The organism is Collinsella sp. i06-0019-1H4, assembly GCF_042849575.1.
GTDB lineage: Bacteria > Actinomycetota > Coriobacteriia > Coriobacteriales > Coriobacteriaceae > Collinsella.
On the sequence record NZ_BAABYB010000001.1, the window covers coordinates 1413721 to 1435332 of the forward strand.

Here is a 21612-nt window from a genome sequence, read left to right on the forward strand (position 1 = left end):
GGCCAAGGGCCGCGGCATACAGCCATCGCTTCCACCGCACAAGACGCATACAGGACCGTGCCAATACGATGCACGTCGCAGCCGCGAAGGGAATGGCCATAAGCAATGTGACGGGCGCCGCCCGCTCTCCCAGCAGCGCATCGGCCGCCATGTTAAGCACTAACCCACAGCTCGCACACAAGCCGGCACAAAGGGCTATCGCCCACGGCATCAATGGGCGCGGTGGCATCACATGCTCGCGCTCGGTCGCACTCATACGCAGATGCAATCTTTAATTTTGGCGAGTTTCTTCTCACCGATCCCCGATACGCGCATAAGGTCATCGACCGAGGCAAAGGCCCCGTTTTGCGTCCGTTCGTCGATAATTGACTGGGCCATAGAAGGCCCGATGCCCGAAAGCGTCTGCAGCTCCGCCGCACTTGCCGTATTGATATTCACAAGTCCCGACGAAGACCCTGTACCAGGGGTCGTGGAAGCACTGCTTTCGGCGGCGCCGACGGCCGCAGCCGTTTGTTGCTCCCCTACCGTCGGCACATAGATCTTTTGACCATCGGTGATCTTGGACGCACGGTTAAGAACCGTCACATCCGCCTCGGCCGTAAGCCCTCCGGCGGCATCAATCGCCTGGGACACCCGTGCTCCATCTTTAAGCCGGTACACGCCAGGCCTCACAACGGCGCCATCCACATCAACGTACACCTCGGCAGCAGAAGAGCTCTTGGCAGACGACTCATCGGCATCATCAGGAGACGCATCCCCGGCCCCGCGCACATTCGAGGTGCCCGCCTCATCACTACGCTCAAACGACACGCCGCTAGAGTGGCCACCAAAACTTGCCATCGCCAAGCCGCTCGCGGCGGCAATGACAACCAGGATCGCCACGACCATCGCCTTATGGCCGAGCAGCTTTTCTGCCCAGCGGTCCATCCGTTTAACCCGTTCGTGTTGCTCGCGCTGCGCCATAGCAAACACCTCCCAACACCATCGTGTCAGGAAACGAACGCCGCAGCCTCCGCACGCCCACACCGGTTTTCGCGGTCAAACCAAAAGCTGACCAAAACCTTGCGGAAAAGTGTCCATTTATTCAGGCACACGTCGACAAATGAACCGTTTATCGCCTAATGCCCAGATAGAAAAAGACCGACGATGCAAAATCACCGCCGGTCTATACACAACATTATTCGTGATCTTGGTAAATCTCACGTGGAGCGAGCTCGGAATGTTTGCGTTTTAAGGTCTTAGGGGCCTTATACGTGTTGCTCTCGAAGTCGATATACTCGGTCTGCTTGAGCAAGCGCTCAATCATCTCCTCGTGATCGAACAGCTCCCACGCCTCATGCACGGCATCGAGTTTGGCGTGCGTCTCGGGGCGGCGCGGCATAAAGAGCGTGCAGCAATCGGGAGCGGCCTCGGTCGAGATATCGAAGGTACCGATTTCCTCGGCACGCGCGATGATCTCCTGCTTGTCCGAACCAATCAGCGGGCGGAACACGGGGATCTTGACGGCCTCGTTGACGGCCATGATGTTCTCGAGCGTCTGGGAAGCAACCTGACCGAGCGATTCACCGGTCACAATAGCCTTGGCGCCCTCGATATGCGCAATGCGCTCGGCAACCGAATACATAATGCGACGGTACATGATCACGCGCAGGTTGCTGGGGCAGGTCACCGAGATCTCACGCTGACAATCGCCAAACGGCACCACGTACAGGCGGCCGATCTGGACACCCGGCTCAAGCGCACGGATGATGTCCTGCACCAAATACTCGCTCGTGTCGGGCGTCTGCGGACGACCGGAGAAATGTACCGGCACGCACACCGCGCCGCGACGCGCGAGCATCCAGGTCGCTACCGGAGAATCGATACCCGACGACAGTAGCGTCACGACCTTGCCGGCAGATCCCACCGGCAGACCGCCCACGCCGCGCTCGGAGCGCGCGTACACATAAACGCTACCCTGGACCACCAGCACGTGCACCATTGCGTCGGGGTCGTGCATCTGGACCTTTTTATCGGGAAACGCCTCGCACAACACCTCTCCCACCTGACGATTGATATCAATCGAGGTGAGCTCGTAGTCGGTGTTCGAGCGCTTGGCATGCACCTTAAACGACTCAAAGGGACCAAACTCGCGCAGCGCCTTCACGGCGGCGGCGCAGTACTCCTGCGGGTCGCGGTTCGTGTGATATGCCAGGGACACGCGAGCAACGCCGGGGACGGTGCGAATGACGCGCGCCGCCTCGTCGGCCTGATGCTCGTTAAAGGTCACGAGGATATAACCGGAAATTCGAGACACGGCATTCACGGAAAAGGCGGCCAAGGCCGCCTTGATGTTATCCATGAGGATATGCTCAAAATGTGCGCGGTTCTTGCCCTTTAGTCCAACCTCGTGATAGTGGACCAGGCAGACGCGGGCTGCCATTTAGGCTTCAGCAACCTTATGGCCGAGTGCCTTCTCGTAACGGGCCTCGTCGTAGGAGATGTCGCCGTCGACAATCTCGTCCATAGCCATCGAGATGGTATCGGCGCCGGAAAGCGCAATAGTGATGTCATCGACATCCTGGACGGCGAGCACGCGGTTGTGCTGGCCACGCAACATGCTGTTAATGTCGCAGGCGCGCTTGGAGGCAAGCGAGGCGAGCAGGAAGCGGTTGTGATCGGTCTTCTCCAGAAGATCGTCAATGCAAGGCTTTACAACGGACACGGACCTCAGATCCTTTCATGCATATCGAGAACGCGAACGAGCTCATCGGTCGCGCGGTCGAGATCGTCATTCACCACGACGTCGTCGTAGCGGTCGGCAAGGGCAAGTTCATCGGCGGCGTTTGCCATACGCAGCTCAATCGTCTCGGGCGTCTCGGTACCGCGACCGACCAGACGCTCGCGGAGCACCTCGAGCGAAGGCGGCTTGATAAAGATCAGCACGGCCTCGGGGAAACGCTCCTTGACCTGCAGGGCTCCCTGGACATCGATCTCCAAGATCAGAGACGAGCCAGAGGCGAGCTTGGATGTGACCTCGCTCACCAAGGTGCCGTAGCAGTTACCGTGGACCTCGGCCCACTCAACAAACTCACCGTTTGCCACGCGGCGGTCGAACTCCTCGCGCGTCAGGAAAAAGTAGTTGACGCCGTCGACCTCACCTTTGCGTGGTGCTCGCGTGGTAGCCGAAACCGTCAGGCCCAGGTTCGAGCGACGCTCGCGCACACGAGTGACGAGCGTGCCCTTGCCTGCACCTGACGGTCCAGAAATCACAAAGAGCTTTGAATCCTGAGCGCTCACTTATTTGGTCAGCTGCTCGAGGAGCTGCTCGCGCTGGCGGACGCCGAGGCCCTGGACGCGACGGGTAGCGGAGATGCCGAGCTCCTCCATGATCTTGGCGGCCTTGGCCTTGCCATAACCGGGGAGAGACTCGATGAGGGTGGAAACCTTCATGCGGGAAGCGATGGGGTCATCGGAGTTGAGCACGGACTCGAGGGACTTCTCGCCCTTCTTGATCTGCTCGCGAAGCTCAGCGCGGGCGTGACGTGCGGCGGCAGCCTTCTCAAGAGCCTGCTTGCGCTGCTCGTCGGTAAGCTGAGGGAGTGCCATTCGAACCTCCAAATAGTTGGGTTATATCTGATGCAATAATTGGCATTTTAGCACGTCAAACGCACTAAATGCCCAATCGACGGCACCATAGGTTAGACGATACCTGCGAAAAGTGCAATATACGGAGGTTAAAGTTGAGCCCCTGACCTGCGATTCCACACAAAGGATGGGAAAGTTTTCGCAGGCACAGGGGCTAATTTGTGCTAATGAGACCCAAAAGTGGTGACTTGAGGGAATCTTTTAGGCGACGTTTTCGACCAGCTCGGCAACGATAGCGTCAAAGGCGGCAACCGGGTCGTCGGCACCGGTGATGGGTCGGCCCACCACGATATGGCTCGCGCCGCGCTCGATAGCCTGAGAAGGCGTCGCCACACGGGACTGGTCACCAAGGGCGGCACCCACCGGACGAACGCCCGGAGTCACGATCAACGCGTCGGGGCCGAGCAGCTCGCGCATGTCATGGGCCTCCATCGGCGAGCACACGATGCCGTCGATACCGTTGGCCTGGGCAAGCTTTGCCAGGCGGGCGGCCTCCTCGGCCACGGGTGACTCGACGCCGATCTCAGCCAGCGAATCCTGGTTCATGCTCGTGAGCACGGTGATGGCGACGAGCTTGGCGCGGTCCTCGCGCGCCTCCTCGGCACCCTCACGGCACGCAGCGAGCATAGCACCAGAACCCAGGCCGTGGACCGAGAGCAGGTCGGCACCGGCAAGCGAGGCCGAACGGGCGGCACCGCGCACCTGATGCGGAATGTCATGGAACTTGAGGTCGAGGAAGACCTTAAAGCCCAGGTCCTTGAACGTCTTGACGATCTCGGGCCCCTCGGCGTAATAGAGCGTCATGCCCACCTTGAGCCAAGCGGCATGACCAGAAAGCTCGTGGGCGAGCTCGAGCGCACGCTCACGGTCGCAGTCGAGGGCGACGATAACGCGGTCGCGGGCGTCGGTCTCTAGCATTCGAAAGCACCTACCAGCTCGTTGATGTCCTTCACGCCCTGGGACTCCGCCCAGGCCTCGAGCTCGTGCGCGATCTTAATTGAGGCGCACGGATCGACGAAATTGGCCATGCCGACCGACACGCAGGTGGCGCCGGCCAGGATAAACTCGGCCGCATCCTCGCCCGTCATGACGCCGCCGACACCGTTGATGGGGATATCGACGGCCTGAGCGACCTCCCAGACCATGCGAACGGCGATGTGGTGGCACAGCGGACCCGAAAGGCCGCCCTTGGGCTTGGCCACACGGGACTTGCGGGTATGAACGTCAATGGCCATGCCCTGGATGGAGTTGATGACCGAAAGGCCGTCGGCTCCCGCGGCCTCGAGAGCCTTGGCAATCTCGACGACGTTGACCGGCGCCATCTTTACGAACAGCGGCTTATCGGTCACCTTGCGGCAGGCAGCCATAACGGCAGAGGCGCCCTCGGGCGAGGAGCCCATGGCGGCACCGCCGGCAGCAATATTGGGGCAGCTCACGTTGATCTCGTAGCCGGCAGCCCAGGGGCACAGCTCGACATACATCTCGAGCGCGCGGACAAACTCCTCGACGGAATGACCGGCAACCTGGCAAATGACCTGGCAACCGTCCTTGGACAGCTGCTCGAGCCACGGGCCGGACTCGCGGGCAAAGGCGGCGACACCGGGGTTCTGCAGGCCCACGGAGTTGATCATACCGCCGGGAATCTCGGCCATGCGGGGCGCAGGGTTGCCCGGCCAGGGCTCGGCGGCGCAGCCCTTAGTGGTGATGGCGCCCAGCTGGGAGACATCAAAGAAGTTCTGGAACTGCCAACCGTAGCCAAAGGTACCGGCTGCGGTGTTGATGGGGTTCTGCATCTTGACGCCGCCGAAATCGACGGCCATGTTCACGGTACCCACTAGAAGACCACCACCTTGGAAGCATCGAACACGGGGCCGCACATGCAGGCGCCCTTCATACCGTCGACCGTCTCGACGTTGCAGGTGTTGCAGGCGCCAAAGCCGCAGCTCATCATGCGCTCGAGCGACACCTCGCAGTACGCACCGGCCTCGGCGGCAGCGGCGGCGACTTTCTTCATCATGACGGCGGGGCCGCAGCTGGCCACGTAGTCGTAGCCGCCCTCGCCAAGCAGCTCGGCTGCCGGGTCGGTGCAAAAACCGTGCATACCCAGCGTGCCGTCGTCGGTGCACACGTTAACCGTGGCGCCCAGCGCGCGGAACTCATCGACACCCACAGCCTTGGCAGCGGTACCAAAGCCCAGGCACACGTCCACATCAACACTCTGCTCGGCAAGCATACCGGCAAGACACAGCACAGGCGGAACGCCGATGCCACCGGCGACGAGCAGGGCCTTCCTGGTGCCCTCGGGTACCATCCAGCCACGGCCACCGGGGCCCAGCAGGTTAGAGGTGGAGCCAGGACCCATCTGGGACAAACGACGGGTATCGTCGCCCACGACGGCATACCACAGCTCGACGGTGCCGGCCTCGGCGTCGGCGCGGTAGTAGCTCAGGGGCACACGAAGCAGCGAGGACGTATCGCCGGGTACGGCGATGTTCACAAACTGACCGGGCTTGAGCGCACTTGCAAGCTTGGGGGCCGAGATGACGAGCGAGAAGATGCCGTCGGCAATCTCCCGGTTCGAGACGACCTCGAAGTCGTGCATGCGTGCAGTGGAAGGTGTGGGCATAGACGCTCCAATCCCCCATGCGGTTGCATGGTCAAAACGAACAGAAAGCGCGGCACCGCAAGGGCACCGCGCACAAAAGCGATAAGGCTATGCTAGCAGATGCAGCCGTCGGCAAGCGTCTGCTTACCGCCGACAAACACATCGGTGGCACGACCGGTGAGCGTACGGCCGGCAAAACCGGAGTTCTCGGCGCGCGACTCGTAACCGTCCTCGCCGACCGTCCAGGTTGCGGCCGGGTCGAACACGGTCAGGTCGGCAACGGAGCCCCCCTTGACCTGAACCTGATCAAGGCCCAAAATCTCGCGCGGCTTGATGGCCATGAGCTCGACCATGCGGCCCATGCTCATCTTGCCCGTGTTGACCAGCTCGGTGAGCACGAGCGACAGCGAGGTCTCGAGGCCGATCATGCCAAAGGGCGCAAGCTCGAACTCGCGGGCCTTCTCCCACGGGGTGTGGGGAGCGTGATCGGTGACGATAACGTCGACGGTACCGTCGATGACACCCTGACGGATGGCCTCGGCGTCCTCGTCGGTGCGCAGCGGCGGATTGACCTTGAGCGAGGTGTTGTAGGTCTCGTCCAGGTCGTTCTCGGTCAGGAACATGTGGTGCGGGGTGGCCTCGCAGGTCACCTGGACACCGGCGGCCTTACCGGCACGCACGAGCTCCAGGCCGTGAGCGGTGGAGATGTGCTGGATGTGCAGCTTGGCACCGGTCAGCTTGGCGATCTCGATGTCGCGGGCGATCTGAAGCTCCTCGCCGGCGGCCGGCCAGCCCTCGAGGGCCAGACGGGTCGAGACCTTGCCCTCGTTGATCTGGCCGTGGCCGACCAGGTCCTCGTCCTGGCAGTGGCTCATAAAGACCTTGCCGAACATCTTGCCGTAGTCCATGCAGCGACGAAGCATGCCTGCGCCCTGCACGCCGCGTCCGTCGTCGGTGAAGGCGACGGCGCCGTGGGCGACCATATCGCCCATCTCGGACATGGCCTCGCCCTTAAGGCCGCGGGTCATGGCGCCCGACGGATAGACGCGGCAGTGACCGACCTCGGCAGCGCGGGACTTGACGAACTCCACGACGGTGCCGTTATCGGTGACGGGATCGGTGTTGGGCATGGCGCACACGCCGGTGAAGCCGCCCTTGGCAGCAGCGCGGGTGCCACTCTCGATGTCCTCTTTGACCTCGTAGCCGGGCTCGCGCAGGTGCACGTGCATATCCACCAGGCCGGGGACGAGATACTTGCCGGAAAGGTCGCGGACCTCGGCTCCCTCGGCGACGAGGTTCTCGCCGACCTCGGCGATCTTGTCACCGTCAATCAAGACGTCGACGACACCGTCGAGCTCGACAGACGGATCGACGACGTGGGCATTCTTAAGAAGCAAGGCCATTATCGGCACCTCCAAGCAGCAGATACAGGATAGCCATACGCACGCAGATACCGGCGTAGACCTGCTCCAGAATAACGGAGCGTTGCGGGTGGTCGGCCATATAGGAGTCGAACTCGACGCCGCGGTTGATGGGGCCCGGGTGGCAGATGATCGCATCGGGTTTCATGAGCTTCTCGCGGTCCTTAGTCAGACCGAAGAGCTTGTGGTACTCGCGAATCGTGGGGAACGGTGCGCCCTCGAGGCGCTCCTGCTGCACGCGCAGCATGTAGACGACGTCCAGCTCGGGCAGGACGGAATCGAGGTCGCTTGTCACGTGGTCGCAGCCCAGGACCTCGGGTGCCGGAGGCAACAGCGTGCCGGGGGCAACGGCATAGGTCTCACAGCCCATGATCTTAAGGGCGGGGATCAGCGAGCCGCAGACGCGGGAGTGGGCGATGTCGCCGACGACGGCGACCTTCAGACCGTGGAAGTCACCCTTGTGCTCCCAGATGGTGTACAGGTCGAGCAGGGCCTGCGTGGGGTGGTTGTGCTTGCCGTCGCCGGCGCAGATGACGCTCGCGGGCGAGTTCTGCGTGACGATGTAGGGCGCGCCGGCGTGCTTGTCGCGCACGACGATGCAGTCGATCTTATAGGCGTTGAGGGTCTCGACCGTGTCGACGAGGCTCTCGCCCTTGACCGTGGAGGTCGAGGAGCCGCCAAAGTTGAGGCTATCGGCCGAAAGACGCTTCTCAGCGAGCTCGAAGGAGCTGCGGGTGCGCGTCGAGGGCTCGTTGAACATGTTGACGATAGTCTTGCCCTTAAGCGTAGGGACCTTCTTGATCGCACGCTCGTTGACCTCGGAGAACGCCTTGGCGGTCTCGAGGATGAGCTTGATATCCTCTTCGGAGTACTCGGTAATGTCGATCAGGTGCTTATGGTTGAACGCCACGGTACTACTCACCTCCCAGCGGCGCAGAACCCACGTGGGAGCCCGGCGCGACGTCGTTGATCTCGACAGCGGTGTGGCCGTCGACTTCCTTCATATATAGGTGCACGTTCTCCTCGTGCGACGAGGGAACGTTCTTGCCGACAAAGTCCGGCGAGATGGGGAGCTCGCGGTGGCCGCGGTCAACGAGGACTGCCAGCTCAATGCGGCTCGGACGGCCCAAATCCATAACGGCGTCCAGAGCGGCGCGAATGGTACGGCCCGTATACAGGATGTCGTCCACCAGCACGACGCGCTTGCCGTCGACGCTAAAGGGAATGTTGGTGGCGTGGATCGCGGGAGCGAAATTGGTGGCGTAGTCATCGCGGTAGAAGCTGATGTCCAGGCTGCCGAGCGGAACTTCGACGCCCTCGATCTCCTTGATCTCCTCGGCGAGCTTCTTTGCCAGAAGGTCGCCGCGCGTGACGATACCGACCAGAGCGAGGTCTTCACAGCCCTCGTTGCGCTCGAGAATCTCGTGCGCGATGCGGGTCATCGCTCGATTGACGGCGGTCTCGTCCATGATGACCGCCTTGGGGGAAGTCGTGCCCATCGATCTCCTTCCTCACATGTCTTGACTGCTGACACAGTCAAAAAAATAGATGCCCGACCGCTTAAAGCGGACCAGACACCCACAGGAAGGGCTGCTCTTTGGCAGCTATGTAATTCCATGCGGGTATCTCGTACCCCTTTAATGGTCAAGGGATAGTGTAGCCAACCTCGAGCTTAATTGCGAGCATAAATACAGAACAATCCGTAAACGGAGCCCAATGCTCCATAAACCTATATATATTTGTGGGACGAGCTTGAAAACGCACGCACGAGCTGGCATAATCCCCTCTGCTGCACGCAAATCGGATCTACGTCCAGGGCCGTGGCGTGAGCACTATCGCCAAAAGAGGAATATCTCTGTGTAGATTACGCACAGGGAGCTGCTTCTGTGCTATAGTTCAGGCTTGTTTGTTAACGCGACATGTTCGTTTGTCGCCCAAGGAGGGTCAGTTATGTCCAAAGTTTGCGAAGTTTGCGGTAAGCACCCCGTTGCCGGTCGCTCCATCAGCCACTCTCACCGCGTCACCAACCGTAAGTTCCGCCCCAACATCCAGCGCGTTTACGTCGTCGTCGATGGTCACCGTCGCAAGATGAACGTTTGCTCCACCTGCCTCAAGTCCGGCAAGGTTGCGCGCTCCTAAATAAGGTCTTACCAACAAGTACCTCGGACTCTCCGGGTCAAAGACCTCGCGTTCATATAGAACTTACCAAAGGCGTCCTCCCCCACGGAGGGCGCCTTTTTGCACTCATTGGGGACAGACTTACATGAGTGTTTGCAGATGTCAAAGGAATCATAGCCCAGCTAATATGCCTTGAAGCTTGACCAGCGGTACGCATCGAGCGAGTCGAGCGCGCCTTTCACACGATTGAGATGGATATAATCGAGAACTGGACCGCCTGCGTGTCCGACTCGACCGCGACCCGCGAATAGCGATTGTCAAACAGGTGCCCCGTTCTCCCCGTTTTCCCATTGAAATACTCATATAAGTCTGTCCCCAATGAGTGGGGCGATACGGCAAACGGAAAGTTAAAAGTTATAGTTGAAGCGTTTCAGTTTATTGAAGCGTTTTAGTGTGCCTTTTACGGGAATCTTACCGTTTACCGAATTATTTCTTGCTATCATGAAAGACGTAGGGTAAATCTCCGATCGCAAGGAGACACAAATGGTGAAAAAGTCACCGGAAAACACTACTCCCGCAATTGTGGACAACGTAGAGGCGCTTGAGGCTAAGCTCGCTCAGATGCGAGAGGCCCAGGCGCTTTTTGCTACGTACACGCAGGAGCAGGTCGACAAGATCTTCTATGAGGCCGCCATGGCCGCCAACAAGGCTCGTATCCCGTTGGCGAAGATGGCCATCGAGGAGACCGGCCGCGGCGTTCTTGAGGACAAGGTCATCAAGAACCACTACGCCGCAGAGTACATCTACAACGCTTACAAGAACACCAAGACCTGTGGTGTCCTGGAGCGCGACGAGGCCTACGGCATCACCAAGATCGCCGAGCCCATCGGCATCGTGGGCGCCGTCATCCCGACGACCAACCCCACCTCCACTGCGATCTTCAAGACGCTGATCAGCCTGAAGACCCGCAACGCCATCATCATCTCCCCGCACCCGGCTGCCGCCAAGTGCACCATCGCCGCCGCTAAGCTCGTGCTTGACGCCGCCGTCAAGGCCGGTGCCCCCGAGGGCATCATCGGCTGGGTCGATGTCCCCTCCATCGAGCTGACCAACATGGTCATGCGCGACGTCGACATCATCCTCGCCACCGGTGGCCCGGGCATGGTCAAGGCCGCCTACTCCTCGGGCAAGCCCGCCCTGGGCGTTGGCGCCGGTAACACCCCGGTCGTCATCGACGACACCGCCGACGTGCTGCTCGCCGTCAACTCCATCATCCACTCCAAGACCTTCGACAACGGCATGATCTGCGCTTCCGAGCAGTCCGTGACCGTCATCGACACCATCTATGACCAGGTTAAGGCCGAGTTCCAGAAGCGCGGCTGCTACTTCGTCAAGCAGGGTGCCGAGATGGAGGCTCTGCGTGCCGCCATGTTCAAGAACGGCGCTCTCGACCACCGCATCCCCGGCATGGCTGCCGCCAAGATCGCCGAGCTCGCAGGCATCGAGGTTCCCGCCAAGACCAAGATCCTGATCGCCGAGGTCACCTCCACCGACCCCGCCAAGGAGGAGTTCTCCCACGAGAAGCTCTCCCCGGTCCTGGCCATGTACCACGCCAAGGACTTCCAGGAGGCCGTCGACAAGGCCGAGCACCTGGTGCTCGCCGGTGGCCCGGGCCACACCGCCTCTCTGTACGTGCACCCCGCCCAGGCCGAGAAGATCAGCCTGTTCGAGCACGTCATGAAGGCCTGCCGTATCGTCATCAACACCCCGTCCTCGCACGGCGGCATCGGTGACCTGTACAACTTTGGCATGAAGCCGTCTCTGACCCTGGGCTGCGGCTCCTGGGGCGGCAACTCCGTCTCCGAGAACGTTGGGGTGAAGCACTTGATCAACGTTAAGACTGTGGCCGAGCGCCGTGAGAACATGCTGTGGTTCCGCGCTCCCGAGAAGGTCTACTTCAAGAAGGGTTCCACGCCCGTCGCCCTCGACGAGCTCGGTACCGTCATGGGCAAGAAGCGCGCCTTCATCGTCACCGACCAGTTCCTCTTCAAGAATGGCAACACCCGCGCCATCGAGGCCAAGCTCGACGAGATGGGCATCGCCCACGACTGCTTCTACGACGTCGAGCCCGATCCGTCGCTGCAGTGCGCACGTCGCGGCGCCAAGCAGATGGCTCTCTTTGAGCCTGACGTGATCATCGCCGTCGGCGGTGGCTCCGCTATGGACGCCGGCAAGATCATGTGGATGATGTACGAGCACCCCGAGTGCAAGTTTGAGGACATGGCCATGGACTTCATGGACATCCGCAAGCGTATCTTCACTTTCCCCGAGATGGGCAAGAAGGCCTACTTCGTCGCCGTCCCGACCTCTTCGGGTACCGGCTCCGAGTGCACGCCGTTCGCCATCATCACCGACAAGGAGACCGGCATCAAGTGGCCGCTCGCCGACTACGCGCTGCTCCCCAACATGGCTATCGTCGACGCCGACAACTGCATGACCGCCCCGCGCGGCCTGACCGCTGCCTCCGGCATCGACGTCATGACCCACGCCATCGAGTCCTATGTCTCCATCATGGCTTCCGACTACACCAAGGGCCTCTCCGAGCGCGCTGCTAAGCTCGTCTTCGAGAACCTGCCCTCCAGCTTCACGAACGGCGCCAAGGACCCGCATGCCCGCGAGGAGATGCACAACGCCTCCTGCATGGCCGGTATGGCCTTCGCCAACGCCTTCCTGGGCCTCAACCACTCCATGGCTCACAAGCTCGGCGCCTTCCATCACCTGCCCCACGGCCTCGCCAACGCCGTCATCCTGACCCGCGTTATGCGCTACAACGCCGCCGAGGCTCCCGTCAAGATGGGTACCTTCTCCCAGTATCCTTACCCCAACGCGCTGCACAACTACGCCGAGATGGCCAAGTACTGCGGCATCGAGGGCAAGGACGACAAGGAGGTCTTCGAGAACTTCATCACGAAGCTCGAGGAGCTCAAGGACTTCATCGGCGTCAAGAAGACCATCGCCGACTACGGTGTTGACGAGCAGTACTTCCTCGACACCCTCGACGAGATGACCGAGCAGGCATTCAACGACCAGTGCACCGGCGCCAACCCGCGCTACCCGCTCATGAGCGAGATCAAGGAGCTCTACCTGGACGCCTACTACGGCCGCGAGCCTCAGGACTACGCCGTCTGCTAGTTTTAGCCCGGTTTTTAACGGCGGGGGTGCACGGGTGTTTCACACACCCCCGCCGTCGCTTCTATCGCATCGTTGAAAGGATGCAACCATGCTGCTACCCGATTCCAAGACCGAGCTCGTCCGCCGTGGCAACAAGGTCGTTTACGACCTGGGCGACAAGATTGTCAAGGTCTTTAACGAGACCAAGCCTGTCTCCGACGTGTTCAACGAGGCTTTGAATCTTGCCCGCATCAATGAGTGCGGCATCCGCAGCCCCAAGGCTCTCGAGGTTTCCCAGCTCGAGAACGCCAACGGCTGGGCGCTCGTGACCGAGAAGGTTCCGGGCACCACCCTTGCCGAGAAGATGACTGCCGAGCCCCAGCGCTTTGGTGAGTATCTCGAGATGTTCGTCGACCTCCAGATCGAGATCCACGGCTACACCTCCCCGCTGCTCAACCGTCAGCGCGACAAGTTCGCCCGCATGATCGACAGCCTTGATCAGCTCAATGCCACCACGCGCTACAACCTTCAGGAGCGTCTGGACGGCATGACCAAGGAGTTCAAGGTCTGCCACGGCGACTTCAACCCCTCCAACGTCATCGTCGGCGACGACGGCCAGCTCTATGTGTGCGACTGGGCACACGCCACCCAGGGCTCCCCTGCTGCCGACGTTGCCACCACCTACCTGCTCTTCGCCCTCAACAGCAAGGATCAGGCCGAGGCCTACCTGGAGCTCTACTGCGACCGCGCCGACATGCCCATGCAGGTCGTGCGTCAGTGGACGAGCATCGTCGCCGCTTCCGAGCTCGCTCGTAAGCGCAACGTGAACGATGAGTTCCTGAAGAACTGGATCGACGTCGTCGATTATCAGTAAAATCTGAGCGATTCATTTCGCATCGGAGGCACAAAGGAAAACCCCGCAGCTCATATGGGCTGTGGGGTTTTCCTTTACCCGTCGAGCTTATTCGCGCAACAAAATAGACTGCTCCGCATCTCTTCCTAAGAGAGATACGGAGCAGTCCCGCAATTACATCTAATAGCAGAAACGTCGATTAACGGCGGGCCGCCTTAACAAGCTCGGCAACCTTGGCGACGACCTCGTCGATCGCCACGTCCTCACGCTCGCCCGTGGCACGGTCCTTGAGCTCCACAGTACCATTCTTGAGGCCACGCTTACCCAGAACGACCTGATACGGGAAGCCCATGAGGTCGTTATCGGCAAACTTAAAGCCGGGACGCTCGTCACGGTCATCGACGACAACCTCGATACCCTCGGCGCACAGGCCCTCGACGATTTGGTCGCAAACGTTAGCGCACTCCTCCTTCTTGGGATCGAGCGGAATCACCGCGACCTCGTACGGGGCAACGGAGACCGGCCAGACGATGCCGTGTTCGTCGTTGTGCTGCTCCACGACGGCAGCAAGCGAGCGGGACACACCAACGCCGTAGCAACCCATGATGAGCGGCTTCTCCTTGCCGTCCTCGTCCATAAAGGTGGCACCCATGGCCTCGGAGTACTTGGTGCCCAGCTGGAACACCTGAGAGACCTCGATGCCGCGGGCAGCAGAGAGCGGCTTGCCGCAGTGCGGGCAGGGATCGCCGGCAACGACGGTGACCAGATCTGCCCACTCATCGACGGTAAAGTCGCGCTCGGGGCAGGCACCGGTAAAGTGATAATCGACCTCGTTGGCACCGCAGACCCACTGCTTGGACTCGCGCAGGTTCTCGTCGCACACCAGACGGATGCCCTCGGGCAAGTTAACCGGTCCGATAAAGCCCTTGTGCAGACCGTAGGTCTGGAGCTCCTCGTCGGTCATCATGCGATAGCCCTTGCCAAAGACGTGCTCGGCCTTGCAGTCATTGAGCTCGTGGTCGCCCGGGACAATGGCCACGACTGGCTTGCCCTCGGCATCGATCAACGCCAGCGACTTTCGCGTACCGTTCTCGGGGAAGCCAAAGAACTTGGCAACGGCCTCGATGGTGCCCATGCCCGGAGTCTCGACCTTGGTGAGCGTACCGTCGCCGGGGCCCTCGGTCACGACGACCTTGGTGCTTGCCGCCTCGTCATCGGCAGCAAAGCCGCAATCGTCGCAGTAGACCAGCGAAGCCTCGCCGGCGTCGGCCAAAGCCATGTACTCGACGGAGGTATCGCCACCGATCTCGCCGGAGTCAGCGACAACGGGCAGAGCCTTGATGTAGCAGCGCTCGCAGATGTTGGCGTAGGCCTGCTTCATCTTGTCGTACTCCTCCTGCAGACTCTCCTGCGTGGCGGAGAAGCTGTAGGCGTCCTTCATGATGAACTCGCGACCGCGCATCAGGCCAAAGCGAGGGCGGAACTCGTCGCGGAACTTGTCCTGAATGTGGTACAGATTGACAGGCAGCTGCTTGTAGGAACGCAGCTCATTGCGCACCAGGGCCGTGACGGTCTCCTCGTGGGTGGGGCCCAGCACGAACTCGCGACCATGACGGTCGTCAAAGCGCACAAGCTCCTTGCCATAGGCATCGATACGGCCGGACTCACGCCACAGCTCGGCGTCGACCATAATGGGCATCATGAGCTCCTGAGCGCCCGCAGCGTCCATCTCGTCGCGCACGATATTCTCGATCTTGCGAATCGAGCGCCAAGCAAGCGGCAGGTAGGAATACAGGCCGGCGGCCTCCTTGCGGATCATGCCGGCACGGAGCAGCAGGCGGTGACTGGCGAGCTCGGCGTCCGCCGGATCCTCTTTAAGCGTCGGCGCATAGAGCTTAGACATATACATTGCTCGGGTCATTTATTTCTCCTCAATAAGCTTGTCGACCTCGGCCATAAGCGCGTCGACAATTTGGTCCTCAGCTACTTTACCAATGATCTGGCCATGCGAAAAGAGCAAGGCCTGACCACGTCCGCAAGCAACGCCCAGGTCGGCATCGGAAGCCTCGCCGGGGCCATTAACGGCACATCCCATAACGGCGATGGAAAGCGGAGCGGTATAGTTCTTAAGCCGCTCGGTTACTTCCTCGGCGATAGGAATCAGGTTAACCTGACAGCGGGCGCACGTGGGGCACGAGACAATCTCGGGACCGCGGCGACGCAGGCCCAGCGACTGCAAAATTCCCCAGGCGACCGGCGGCTCCTCGACCGGATCGGCCGTGAGCGACACACGCATGGTGTCGCCAATGCCCTCGGAAAGCAAAATACCCAAGCCTACAGAGCTCTTGATGGTGCCCTGGAGCTTGGTCCCCGCCTCCGTCACGCCCAGGTGAAGCGGAACGTGGGGAATCTCACGTGACAGGGCTCGATAAGTATCGAGCGTCGTTTGCACGCTATGGGCCTTGGCCGAAAGCACAATGTTCGTAAAGCCGCGGTCCTCAAAGTGCTTGACGAAGCGCTCGCTCGACATCACGAGCTTTTCGGGCTGCGTGAGGTCTTCGCGCTCGGCGATATCCTGCTCAAGCGAGCCCGCGTTCACGCCAATGCGAATCGCGCACCCAGCGGCGCCCGCGGCATCGATCACGGCATCGACCTTGGCCCAATCGCCAATGTTGCCGGGATTGATGCGGAGCTTGGCGGCACCGGCCTCAACGGCACCAATGGCGAGCTTATGGTTAAAGTGGATATCAGCGACAATCGGCACCGGAGACTCGGCACAGATGGTGCGGAAACCCTCAAGCGCGGCCTCGGTGGGCACGCTCACACGCACGATATCGCAGCCAGCCTGCGCCAACGCGCCCACTTGCGCAAGCGTTGCCTGGGCATCAGCGGTATCGGTGCAGGTCATGGATTGGACCACCACCGGCGCGCCGCCACCGATCTGCACACCGCCCACATGCACGGGGCGCGTCAACTCGCGAGGCAAAGGATGGGATAAAGACAATCCAAACACTCCCCTACAGAATAAATCGAAGGATGTCGGAACGAAGCATATAGACAAACAGCAGCGCAAAGAGCGCGATGCCCACATAGCTCACAATCGTCTGGACCTTGAGCGGAAGCTCGCGGCCCGCAATCTTTTGAATGATCTCGATGACCAGCTTGCCGCCATCGAGTGGTGGGATGGGCAACAGGTTCATAAAGCCCAGCGAGAACGAAATGAGGGCGGCAAACGAAAGGAACGTGGCAGGGCCGGCAGCAGCAGCCTGTGAGGACATAACGCTAATACCCACGATCGAAGAAGACTGATCGAGAATCTCCATCGTATGCTGCGGCTGGAGCAGGCGCATCACGCCCTCCGCTGTCTGCACGACGTAAGAGAACGACAGGCGAGCCGACGTGATGGGGTCTAAACGGACCACCTGCGTAGAGGCATACACACCTAGGCGCTCGTCCTCTTTGAGCGCAACCGTGGTCGAATGCTGCTTGCCGTCACGCTCGTACTCGATGGCGATATCGTCCTTACCGGCAGCCTTGCCGATGGCATCGTAAACGTCAATCCAGGTAGAGCACGATACTCCGTCAACCAAAAGAATCGCGTCACCGCCCTCGATACCCGCCTTGGCGGCAATAGACCCCTCGTCAACCTGACCGATCACGTTGGTATCCATCGGCACGGTGACACCCGCAATGGAATAGATACTCATAAGGAGCAAAAAGCCCGTCAAGATATTGACAATAATGCCTGCGAGCAGCATAAAGGCGCGCTTGAGAAAGCCTTGGCCAAGATAGGTGTGCGAGCGCTCTTGCGCAAGGAACTCGGCCTCGCCGCACGGCAGCTCCCACACATCGCCCTCGGCAGTCGCATGTTCGCGATCGAAACGGCGACCATCAAAGGTGGTATAGCCTGCCGTGTCTCGCGGCAACGTCTGATATTTGGTGGGATAGTAGCTCGGCGAGGGCTTCTCCCCTTCCTCATACCAGGGCGCGATGGAGCCCCAGCCCAGCAAAAGGGCGCATGCCTCGAGCACATCCTCCTCGGAAAGCTCGAGCTCGACAGCAAGGTCGGCCACGGTCACGCGACCATGACGATAGATAGCCGCGAGCACGCGATCGGCGCACGAAACATTGGTCGGATCCATACCGCAGATGGCAGCGTAGCCACCCAGCAGCAGCGGGGTCACGCCAAACTTGGTTCCAATGCGACGCGACGTGTAATGGATGTCAAAGCGGCACGGCAGACCCAAAAAGAACTCGGTCACACGGACGCCGCAGGCACGCGCCGCCAAAAAGTGGCCGCCCTCGTGCAAAAACACGAGGACGGAAAGCATCAGCAGGCCCCAAAAGACCGATGAGAGAACGCTCAGAACAGTATCCATAAAACGAAAAAGCAATCCTTATGGGTTAGGAACGGGTTGCGGCGAGCACCTGCGCAGCCTTTTCACGCGCCCACGCATCGATGTCGCGAAGCTGCTCAAACGAATCGACCGCCTGCATATCGTGGGCGTCCATGCAGGATTCCACAATGCGATCGATATCGGTAAAGCTGCAGCCATCGTGCAGGAAGGCATCGACGGCGACCTCGTTGGCGGCATTGAGCACGCACGGCATGGTGCCACCCGTCTTGCCGGCACGCTCGGCCAGTGCCAGACAGCGGAAGGTATCCATGTCGGCAGCATCAAACGTGAGCTGCCCCAGCTCGCGGAAATCGATACGAGGCGCCGGGGTATCCCAACGCTCGGGATACGAGAACGCGAACTGGATGGGAATACGCATGTCGGATGCACCGAGATGCGCCATCACGGAGCCGTCGGCGAACTCGACCATAGAGTGAATCTTGGACTGACGCTGCACGACCACGTTAATGAAATCGAGGTCGCAGTTAAACAGATGCATGGCCTCAATGCGCTCTAGGCCCTTGTTCATGAGGGTGGCGGAGTCAATGGTGATCTTGGCACCCATGGCCCACGTGGGATGCGCGAGGGCATCGGCACGCGTCACGCGATCGAGCTCGTCGCGCGTGCGGCCAAAGAACGGACCGCCCGAGCAGGTGAGCCAAATGCAGTGGGCCTCGCGCGGGTTCTCCCCCAGATAGCACTGGTAGATGGCGGAATGCTCAGAGTCGACCGGAATAAGCTGGCCCGGTTGCGCCAACGGCATAAGCAAGTCGCCACCGACGACGAGGGACTCCTTGTTGGCAAGGGCAAGGCGCTTATTCGAGGTCAAGGCCGCATGGCTCGCCTCGAGACCGGCGGCGCCCACAATAGCGACGAGCACGCAGTCGACATCGTCGCGACGCGCGAGCTCGCAAACCGCCTGCGCGCCAACACCGAGCTGCGTGCCCTCGGGCAACTCCTGCAGCACGGCGTCATCGCCATGAGCGACATCGGCCACGGCAACCGCCGGAACCGAGAACTCGCGGGCAGCGGCAACGAGCTCGGAGGTACTGGAGTTAACGGACAGCGCCGTCACCTGCAGGCGATCGGCATGCTGACGGCACACATCGAGTGCCTGGGTGCCGATGGAGCCCGTACAACCCAGGATGGCAACGCGAAGGCGTCCATCGGGGCCATACGTCGTTTGGAAGGACATTACAGCACGCCTCCGATCATCAAAAGCAGCTGCGCGGTAATGCAGCCAAAGATAAGCGAATCGCTACGGTCGAGCATGCCGCCATGGCCCGGGATAAGGTTGCCGGAATCTTTGACGCCCACACCGCGCTTGATGCGCGACTCGATGAGGTCGCCGATAACGCCCAGAATGGACACGACCACGCCGCACAGCAGCGCATAGGGCAGGCTGAGCTTGTAGAAGTGCGTCGCCCACAGGATGAGCCAAATCAAAACCGAGCCCAAGATGCCGCCGGCAAACCCCTCCCAGCTCTTTTTGGGAGAGATCTTGGGAACCATCTTGTGCTTGCCGATACGGCTGCCCACGATGTAGGCAAACGAATCGGAGACCCAAAGGGACGCGCAAACGCCCACTGAAAGCAGGGCGCCGGCAAAACCGGGCACGGCATCGCGCAGCAGCACGATAGCCGACAGCATAAAGCCAGTGTAGATGGGACCCATGAGCGTCACGGCCACATCAGAGATGCGGGTACGCGGCGACCAGACATACCAAATGCCCACAGCGAGCATCAAGGCAAAAAGCAGGGCATTCAGCAACATCGAATCGCCCAACGCCGACAGCGGAAAGAGTACGGCGGCAGCGATACCCATGCGCTCGTTAGCCATCTTGCCATCGAGCCTTGTCATACGGAAAAACTCATAGCAGCACAGACCGCTCATGACGGAGACAAAAATGGCAGTGGGAACGATACCCAAAACCAAGCAGAGAATAAATACGACGGCGTAGACGATACCTGCGGCGGCGCGGGTAATAAAGCCGGCCAACCACGAAGTCGCAGCCGCGCCGCTCTTGGCGGAAGGTGCCTTGGGAGTTGGCGCCTTGGGAGCAGACGCCTTGGGACGATCGGACACGATTAAGCCTCCTCGGTCTTGCTCAGTCCACCAAACCTGCGGTCGCGGCCCTGGTAGGCCAAAATGGCGTCGACAAGGCCCCAACGATCAAAGTCGGGCCAATAGGTATCGGTGACATAAAACTCGGAATAGGCAACCTGCCACAGCAGATAATTCGAAAGGCGAAGCTCGCCGGAGGTGCGAATCACAAGCTCAGGATCGGGCAGCCCAGCAGTATAGAGGTGCGAGGCAACCATATCATCATCGATAGCGGCGGGATCGATCTTGCCGGCGGCGGCATCGAGCGCGATCTGACGGACAGCACGGGTGATCTCAGCACGGGCGCCGTAGTTGACGGCAAGCACCAGCGTCATGCCGGTGTGGGCGGCACACTCGGCAAGACCTCGCTCAAAGACATCGCGGGTCTTCTTAGGCAGTGCGGAAATATCGCCCAAAAAGACAACGCGCACGTTTTCGCGCTTAAGCAGCGGCAACTCATCGATAAACGTCTTGGCAAACAAATGCATCAAAACGTTGACCTCGTGCTGCGGACGGTTCCAGTTTTCGGTGGAAAACGCATAGGCCGAAAGGACGTCGACGCCCAAGCGCACGCATGCGGTAATAATCTCGCGCAGGGAGACGATACCGGCCTTGTGGCCCTCGGTGCGGGCAAGACCGCGCGCCGTGGCCCAGCGACCGTTACCGTCCATGATGCACGAGATATGATGCGGAATCTTATTGAGGTCAAGGTCGGAAAAACCGACGCCCGCAGGGGCGTCGGCAAAGTACTCGACCAGTTTGTTCTCGTCGTATTGCACCTTAGATCTCCATGACCTCGGCTTCTTTTTCCTTCAGAAGCTCCTCGACCTTGGAAACATACTCATCGGTATGCTTCTGGACCTTGGCCTGCTCGCGACGAACATCGTCCTCGGTGAGCTCTTCGTCGCGCTCGAGCTTGTTGTTAAAGTCACGACGGATGTTGCGAATGGAGACCTTGGCCTGCTCGGCATACTCGCGGCACTCCTTGACGAGCTCGCGACGGCGCTCCTCAGTGGGAGCCGGGAACGGAAGACGAACGACGGTGCCATCGGAGTTGGGGGTAATACCCAGATCGGAAGCGCCGATGGCCTTGACGATAGCATTGATGAGCGCCTTATCCCACGGCTCGATGAGCAGCATGTGAGCCTCGGGGGTCTTGACGGCGGCAACCTGCGTGACCGGCGTGGGGACACCGTAATAATCGACGGTGATGTCGGACAGAATGTTGGCGTTGGCACGACCGGTACGAACCTTGGAGAAGTTATGCTTGAGGGACTCGAGCGACTTGTCCATATGGGCGGTGATGTTCTCTGCCAT

General features: G+C 60.5%; 21 protein-coding genes. 3 read left to right on the plus strand and 18 right to left on the minus strand.

What is annotated here, in order from left to right; all coding sequences use genetic code 11:
* Positions 1-252: 252 nt before the first annotated feature.
* From ACGHEN_RS06180 to pyrR, 11 genes are all read right to left on the minus strand, one after another.
* Positions 253-963 (minus strand): helix-hairpin-helix domain-containing protein, encoded by a 711-nt coding sequence (locus tag ACGHEN_RS06180; protein ID WP_390398151.1) that lies wholly within the window; start codon positions 961-963, stop codon positions 253-255.
* A gap of 214 nt (positions 964-1177) precedes the next feature.
* Positions 1178-2422 (minus strand): tRNA uracil 4-sulfurtransferase ThiI, encoded by a 1245-nt coding sequence (gene thiI, locus ACGHEN_RS06185; RefSeq protein WP_118079857.1) that lies wholly within the window; start codon positions 2420-2422, stop codon positions 1178-1180.
* Positions 2423-2704 carry a DNA-directed RNA polymerase subunit omega gene (locus ACGHEN_RS06190; protein ID WP_055250050.1) on the minus strand — a complete coding sequence of 94 codons (282 nt, stop codon included), beginning with the start codon at positions 2702-2704 and terminating at the stop codon, positions 2423-2425.
* A 5-nt stretch (positions 2705-2709) separates the two neighbouring features.
* Positions 2710-3279 (minus strand): guanylate kinase, encoded by a 570-nt coding sequence (gmk, locus tag ACGHEN_RS06195; RefSeq protein ID WP_099431806.1) that lies wholly within the window; start codon positions 3277-3279, stop codon positions 2710-2712.
* On the minus strand, positions 3280-3588 hold the full coding sequence (gene mihF, locus ACGHEN_RS06200; RefSeq protein WP_006236130.1) for an integration host factor, actinobacterial type: 309 nt from the start codon (positions 3586-3588) through the stop codon (positions 3280-3282).
* A gap of 240 nt (positions 3589-3828) precedes the next feature.
* A complete protein-coding gene (gene pyrF, locus ACGHEN_RS06205) occupies positions 3829-4545 on the minus strand; it encodes an orotidine-5'-phosphate decarboxylase (RefSeq protein ID WP_195233596.1) in 717 nt (238 codons plus the stop codon).
* Entirely contained in the window at positions 4539-5447 is a 909-nt protein-coding gene (locus ACGHEN_RS06210; RefSeq protein WP_390399382.1) for a dihydroorotate dehydrogenase, read from the minus strand. Before ACGHEN_RS06210 ends, pyrF begins: the two co-directional genes overlap by 7 nt.
* A gap of 14 nt (positions 5448-5461) precedes the next feature.
* Positions 5462-6229: a dihydroorotate dehydrogenase electron transfer subunit gene (locus ACGHEN_RS06215; RefSeq protein ID WP_390399385.1), complete on the minus strand. Its 768-nt coding sequence runs from the start codon at positions 6227-6229 to the stop codon at positions 5462-5464.
* Between the two features lie 116 nt (positions 6230-6345).
* The gene (locus ACGHEN_RS06220; protein ID WP_390398154.1) at positions 6346-7635 is read right to left on the minus strand and encodes a dihydroorotase; all 1290 of its coding nucleotides are present in this window, start codon (positions 7633-7635) and stop codon (positions 6346-6348) included.
* Positions 7619-8563: an aspartate carbamoyltransferase catalytic subunit gene (locus tag ACGHEN_RS06225; protein ID WP_035138537.1), complete on the minus strand. Its 945-nt coding sequence runs from the start codon at positions 8561-8563 to the stop codon at positions 7619-7621. The genes ACGHEN_RS06220 and ACGHEN_RS06225 overlap by 17 nt, the downstream gene beginning before the upstream one ends.
* A 4-nt stretch (positions 8564-8567) precedes the next feature.
* Positions 8568-9152, minus strand: coding sequence for a bifunctional pyr operon transcriptional regulator/uracil phosphoribosyltransferase PyrR (pyrR, locus tag ACGHEN_RS06230; RefSeq protein ID WP_117770320.1), 585 nt, complete (start codon positions 9150-9152; stop codon positions 8568-8570).
* Positions 9153-9603: 451 nt separating this feature from the next.
* Between pyrR and rpmB the strand changes: the two genes are divergently transcribed.
* The 3 genes from rpmB (at position 9604) to ACGHEN_RS06245 (ending at position 13816) form a co-directional block, all read left to right on the plus strand.
* On the plus strand, positions 9604-9792 hold the full coding sequence (rpmB, locus tag ACGHEN_RS06235) for a 50S ribosomal protein L28 (protein WP_022094725.1): 189 nt from the start codon (positions 9604-9606) through the stop codon (positions 9790-9792).
* Between the two features lie 522 nt (positions 9793-10314).
* On the plus strand, positions 10315-12963 hold the full coding sequence (gene adhE, locus ACGHEN_RS06240; RefSeq protein ID WP_055250041.1) for a bifunctional acetaldehyde-CoA/alcohol dehydrogenase: 2649 nt from the start codon (positions 10315-10317) through the stop codon (positions 12961-12963).
* An 88-nt stretch (positions 12964-13051) separates the two neighbouring features.
* The gene (locus ACGHEN_RS06245; RefSeq protein ID WP_006236119.1) at positions 13052-13816 is read left to right on the plus strand and encodes an aminoglycoside phosphotransferase family protein; all 765 of its coding nucleotides are present in this window, start codon (positions 13052-13054) and stop codon (positions 13814-13816) included.
* Positions 13817-13994: 178 nt separating this feature from the next.
* Here ACGHEN_RS06245 and ACGHEN_RS06250 read toward each other — a convergent pair whose 3' ends face one another.
* The 7 genes from ACGHEN_RS06250 to frr are packed head-to-tail and all read right to left on the minus strand — an operon-like array spanning position 13995 to position 21612.
* Positions 13995-15716, minus strand: coding sequence for a proline--tRNA ligase (locus ACGHEN_RS06250; RefSeq protein ID WP_390398157.1), 1722 nt, complete (start codon positions 15714-15716; stop codon positions 13995-13997).
* Positions 15717-16799, minus strand: coding sequence for a flavodoxin-dependent (E)-4-hydroxy-3-methylbut-2-enyl-diphosphate synthase (gene ispG / locus ACGHEN_RS06255; RefSeq protein ID WP_390398159.1), 1083 nt, complete (start codon positions 16797-16799; stop codon positions 15717-15719).
* 13 nt (positions 16800-16812) lie between these two features.
* Complete coding sequence (locus ACGHEN_RS06260; RefSeq protein WP_390398160.1) at positions 16813-18174, minus strand: M50 family metallopeptidase; 1362 nt, start codon at positions 18172-18174, stop codon at positions 16813-16815.
* 25 nt (positions 18175-18199) lie between these two features.
* Positions 18200-19387, minus strand: a complete 1188-nt coding sequence (gene dxr, locus ACGHEN_RS06265) for a 1-deoxy-D-xylulose-5-phosphate reductoisomerase (RefSeq protein WP_117736677.1) — start codon at positions 19385-19387, stop codon at positions 18200-18202.
* Positions 19387-20277 carry a phosphatidate cytidylyltransferase gene (locus ACGHEN_RS06270; protein ID WP_390398163.1) on the minus strand — a complete coding sequence of 297 codons (891 nt, stop codon included), beginning with the start codon at positions 20275-20277 and terminating at the stop codon, positions 19387-19389. The genes dxr and ACGHEN_RS06270 overlap by 1 nt, the downstream gene beginning before the upstream one ends.
* A gap of 2 nt (positions 20278-20279) precedes the next feature.
* Complete coding sequence (locus ACGHEN_RS06275) at positions 20280-21074, minus strand: isoprenyl transferase (RefSeq protein WP_390398166.1); 795 nt, start codon at positions 21072-21074, stop codon at positions 20280-20282.
* Position 21075: 1 nt separating this feature from the next.
* Complete coding sequence (gene frr / locus ACGHEN_RS06280; RefSeq protein WP_390398168.1) at positions 21076-21612, minus strand: ribosome recycling factor; 537 nt, start codon at positions 21610-21612, stop codon at positions 21076-21078.

Coding starts and splice junctions, on each gene's coding strand:
- ACGHEN_RS06250 (WP_390398157.1), bottom strand. CDS start 15,716: ATGACCCGAGCAATGTATATGTCTAAGCTCTATGCGCCGACGCTTAAA.
- ACGHEN_RS06210 (WP_390399382.1), bottom strand. CDS start 5,447: ATGGCCGTCGATTTCGGCGGCGTCAAGATGCAGAACCCCATCAACACC.
- ACGHEN_RS06215 (WP_390399385.1), bottom strand. CDS start 6,229: ATGCACGACTTCGAGGTCGTCTCGAACCGGGAGATTGCCGACGGCATC.
- frr (WP_390398168.1), bottom strand. CDS start 21,612: ATGGCAGAGAACATCACCGCCCATATGGACAAGTCGCTCGAGTCCCTC.
- rpmB (WP_022094725.1), top strand. CDS start 9,604: ATGTCCAAAGTTTGCGAAGTTTGCGGTAAGCACCCCGTTGCCGGTCGC.
- mihF (WP_006236130.1), bottom strand. CDS start 3,588: ATGGCACTCCCTCAGCTTACCGACGAGCAGCGCAAGCAGGCTCTTGAG.
- ACGHEN_RS06260 (WP_390398160.1), bottom strand. CDS start 18,174: ATGGATACTGTTCTGAGCGTTCTCTCATCGGTCTTTTGGGGCCTGCTG.
- ACGHEN_RS06180 (WP_390398151.1), bottom strand. CDS start 963: ATGGCGCAGCGCGAGCAACACGAACGGGTTAAACGGATGGACCGCTGG.
- adhE (WP_055250041.1), top strand. CDS start 10,315: ATGGTGAAAAAGTCACCGGAAAACACTACTCCCGCAATTGTGGACAAC.
- dxr (WP_117736677.1), bottom strand. CDS start 19,387: ATGTCCTTCCAAACGACGTATGGCCCCGATGGACGCCTTCGCGTTGCC.
- ACGHEN_RS06220 (WP_390398154.1), bottom strand. CDS start 7,635: ATGGCCTTGCTTCTTAAGAATGCCCACGTCGTCGATCCGTCTGTCGAG.
- thiI (WP_118079857.1), bottom strand. CDS start 2,422: ATGGCAGCCCGCGTCTGCCTGGTCCACTATCACGAGGTTGGACTAAAG.
- pyrF (WP_195233596.1), bottom strand. CDS start 4,545: ATGCTAGAGACCGACGCCCGCGACCGCGTTATCGTCGCCCTCGACTGC.
- pyrR (WP_117770320.1), bottom strand. CDS start 9,152: ATGGGCACGACTTCCCCCAAGGCGGTCATCATGGACGAGACCGCCGTC.
- ACGHEN_RS06245 (WP_006236119.1), top strand. CDS start 13,052: ATGCTGCTACCCGATTCCAAGACCGAGCTCGTCCGCCGTGGCAACAAG.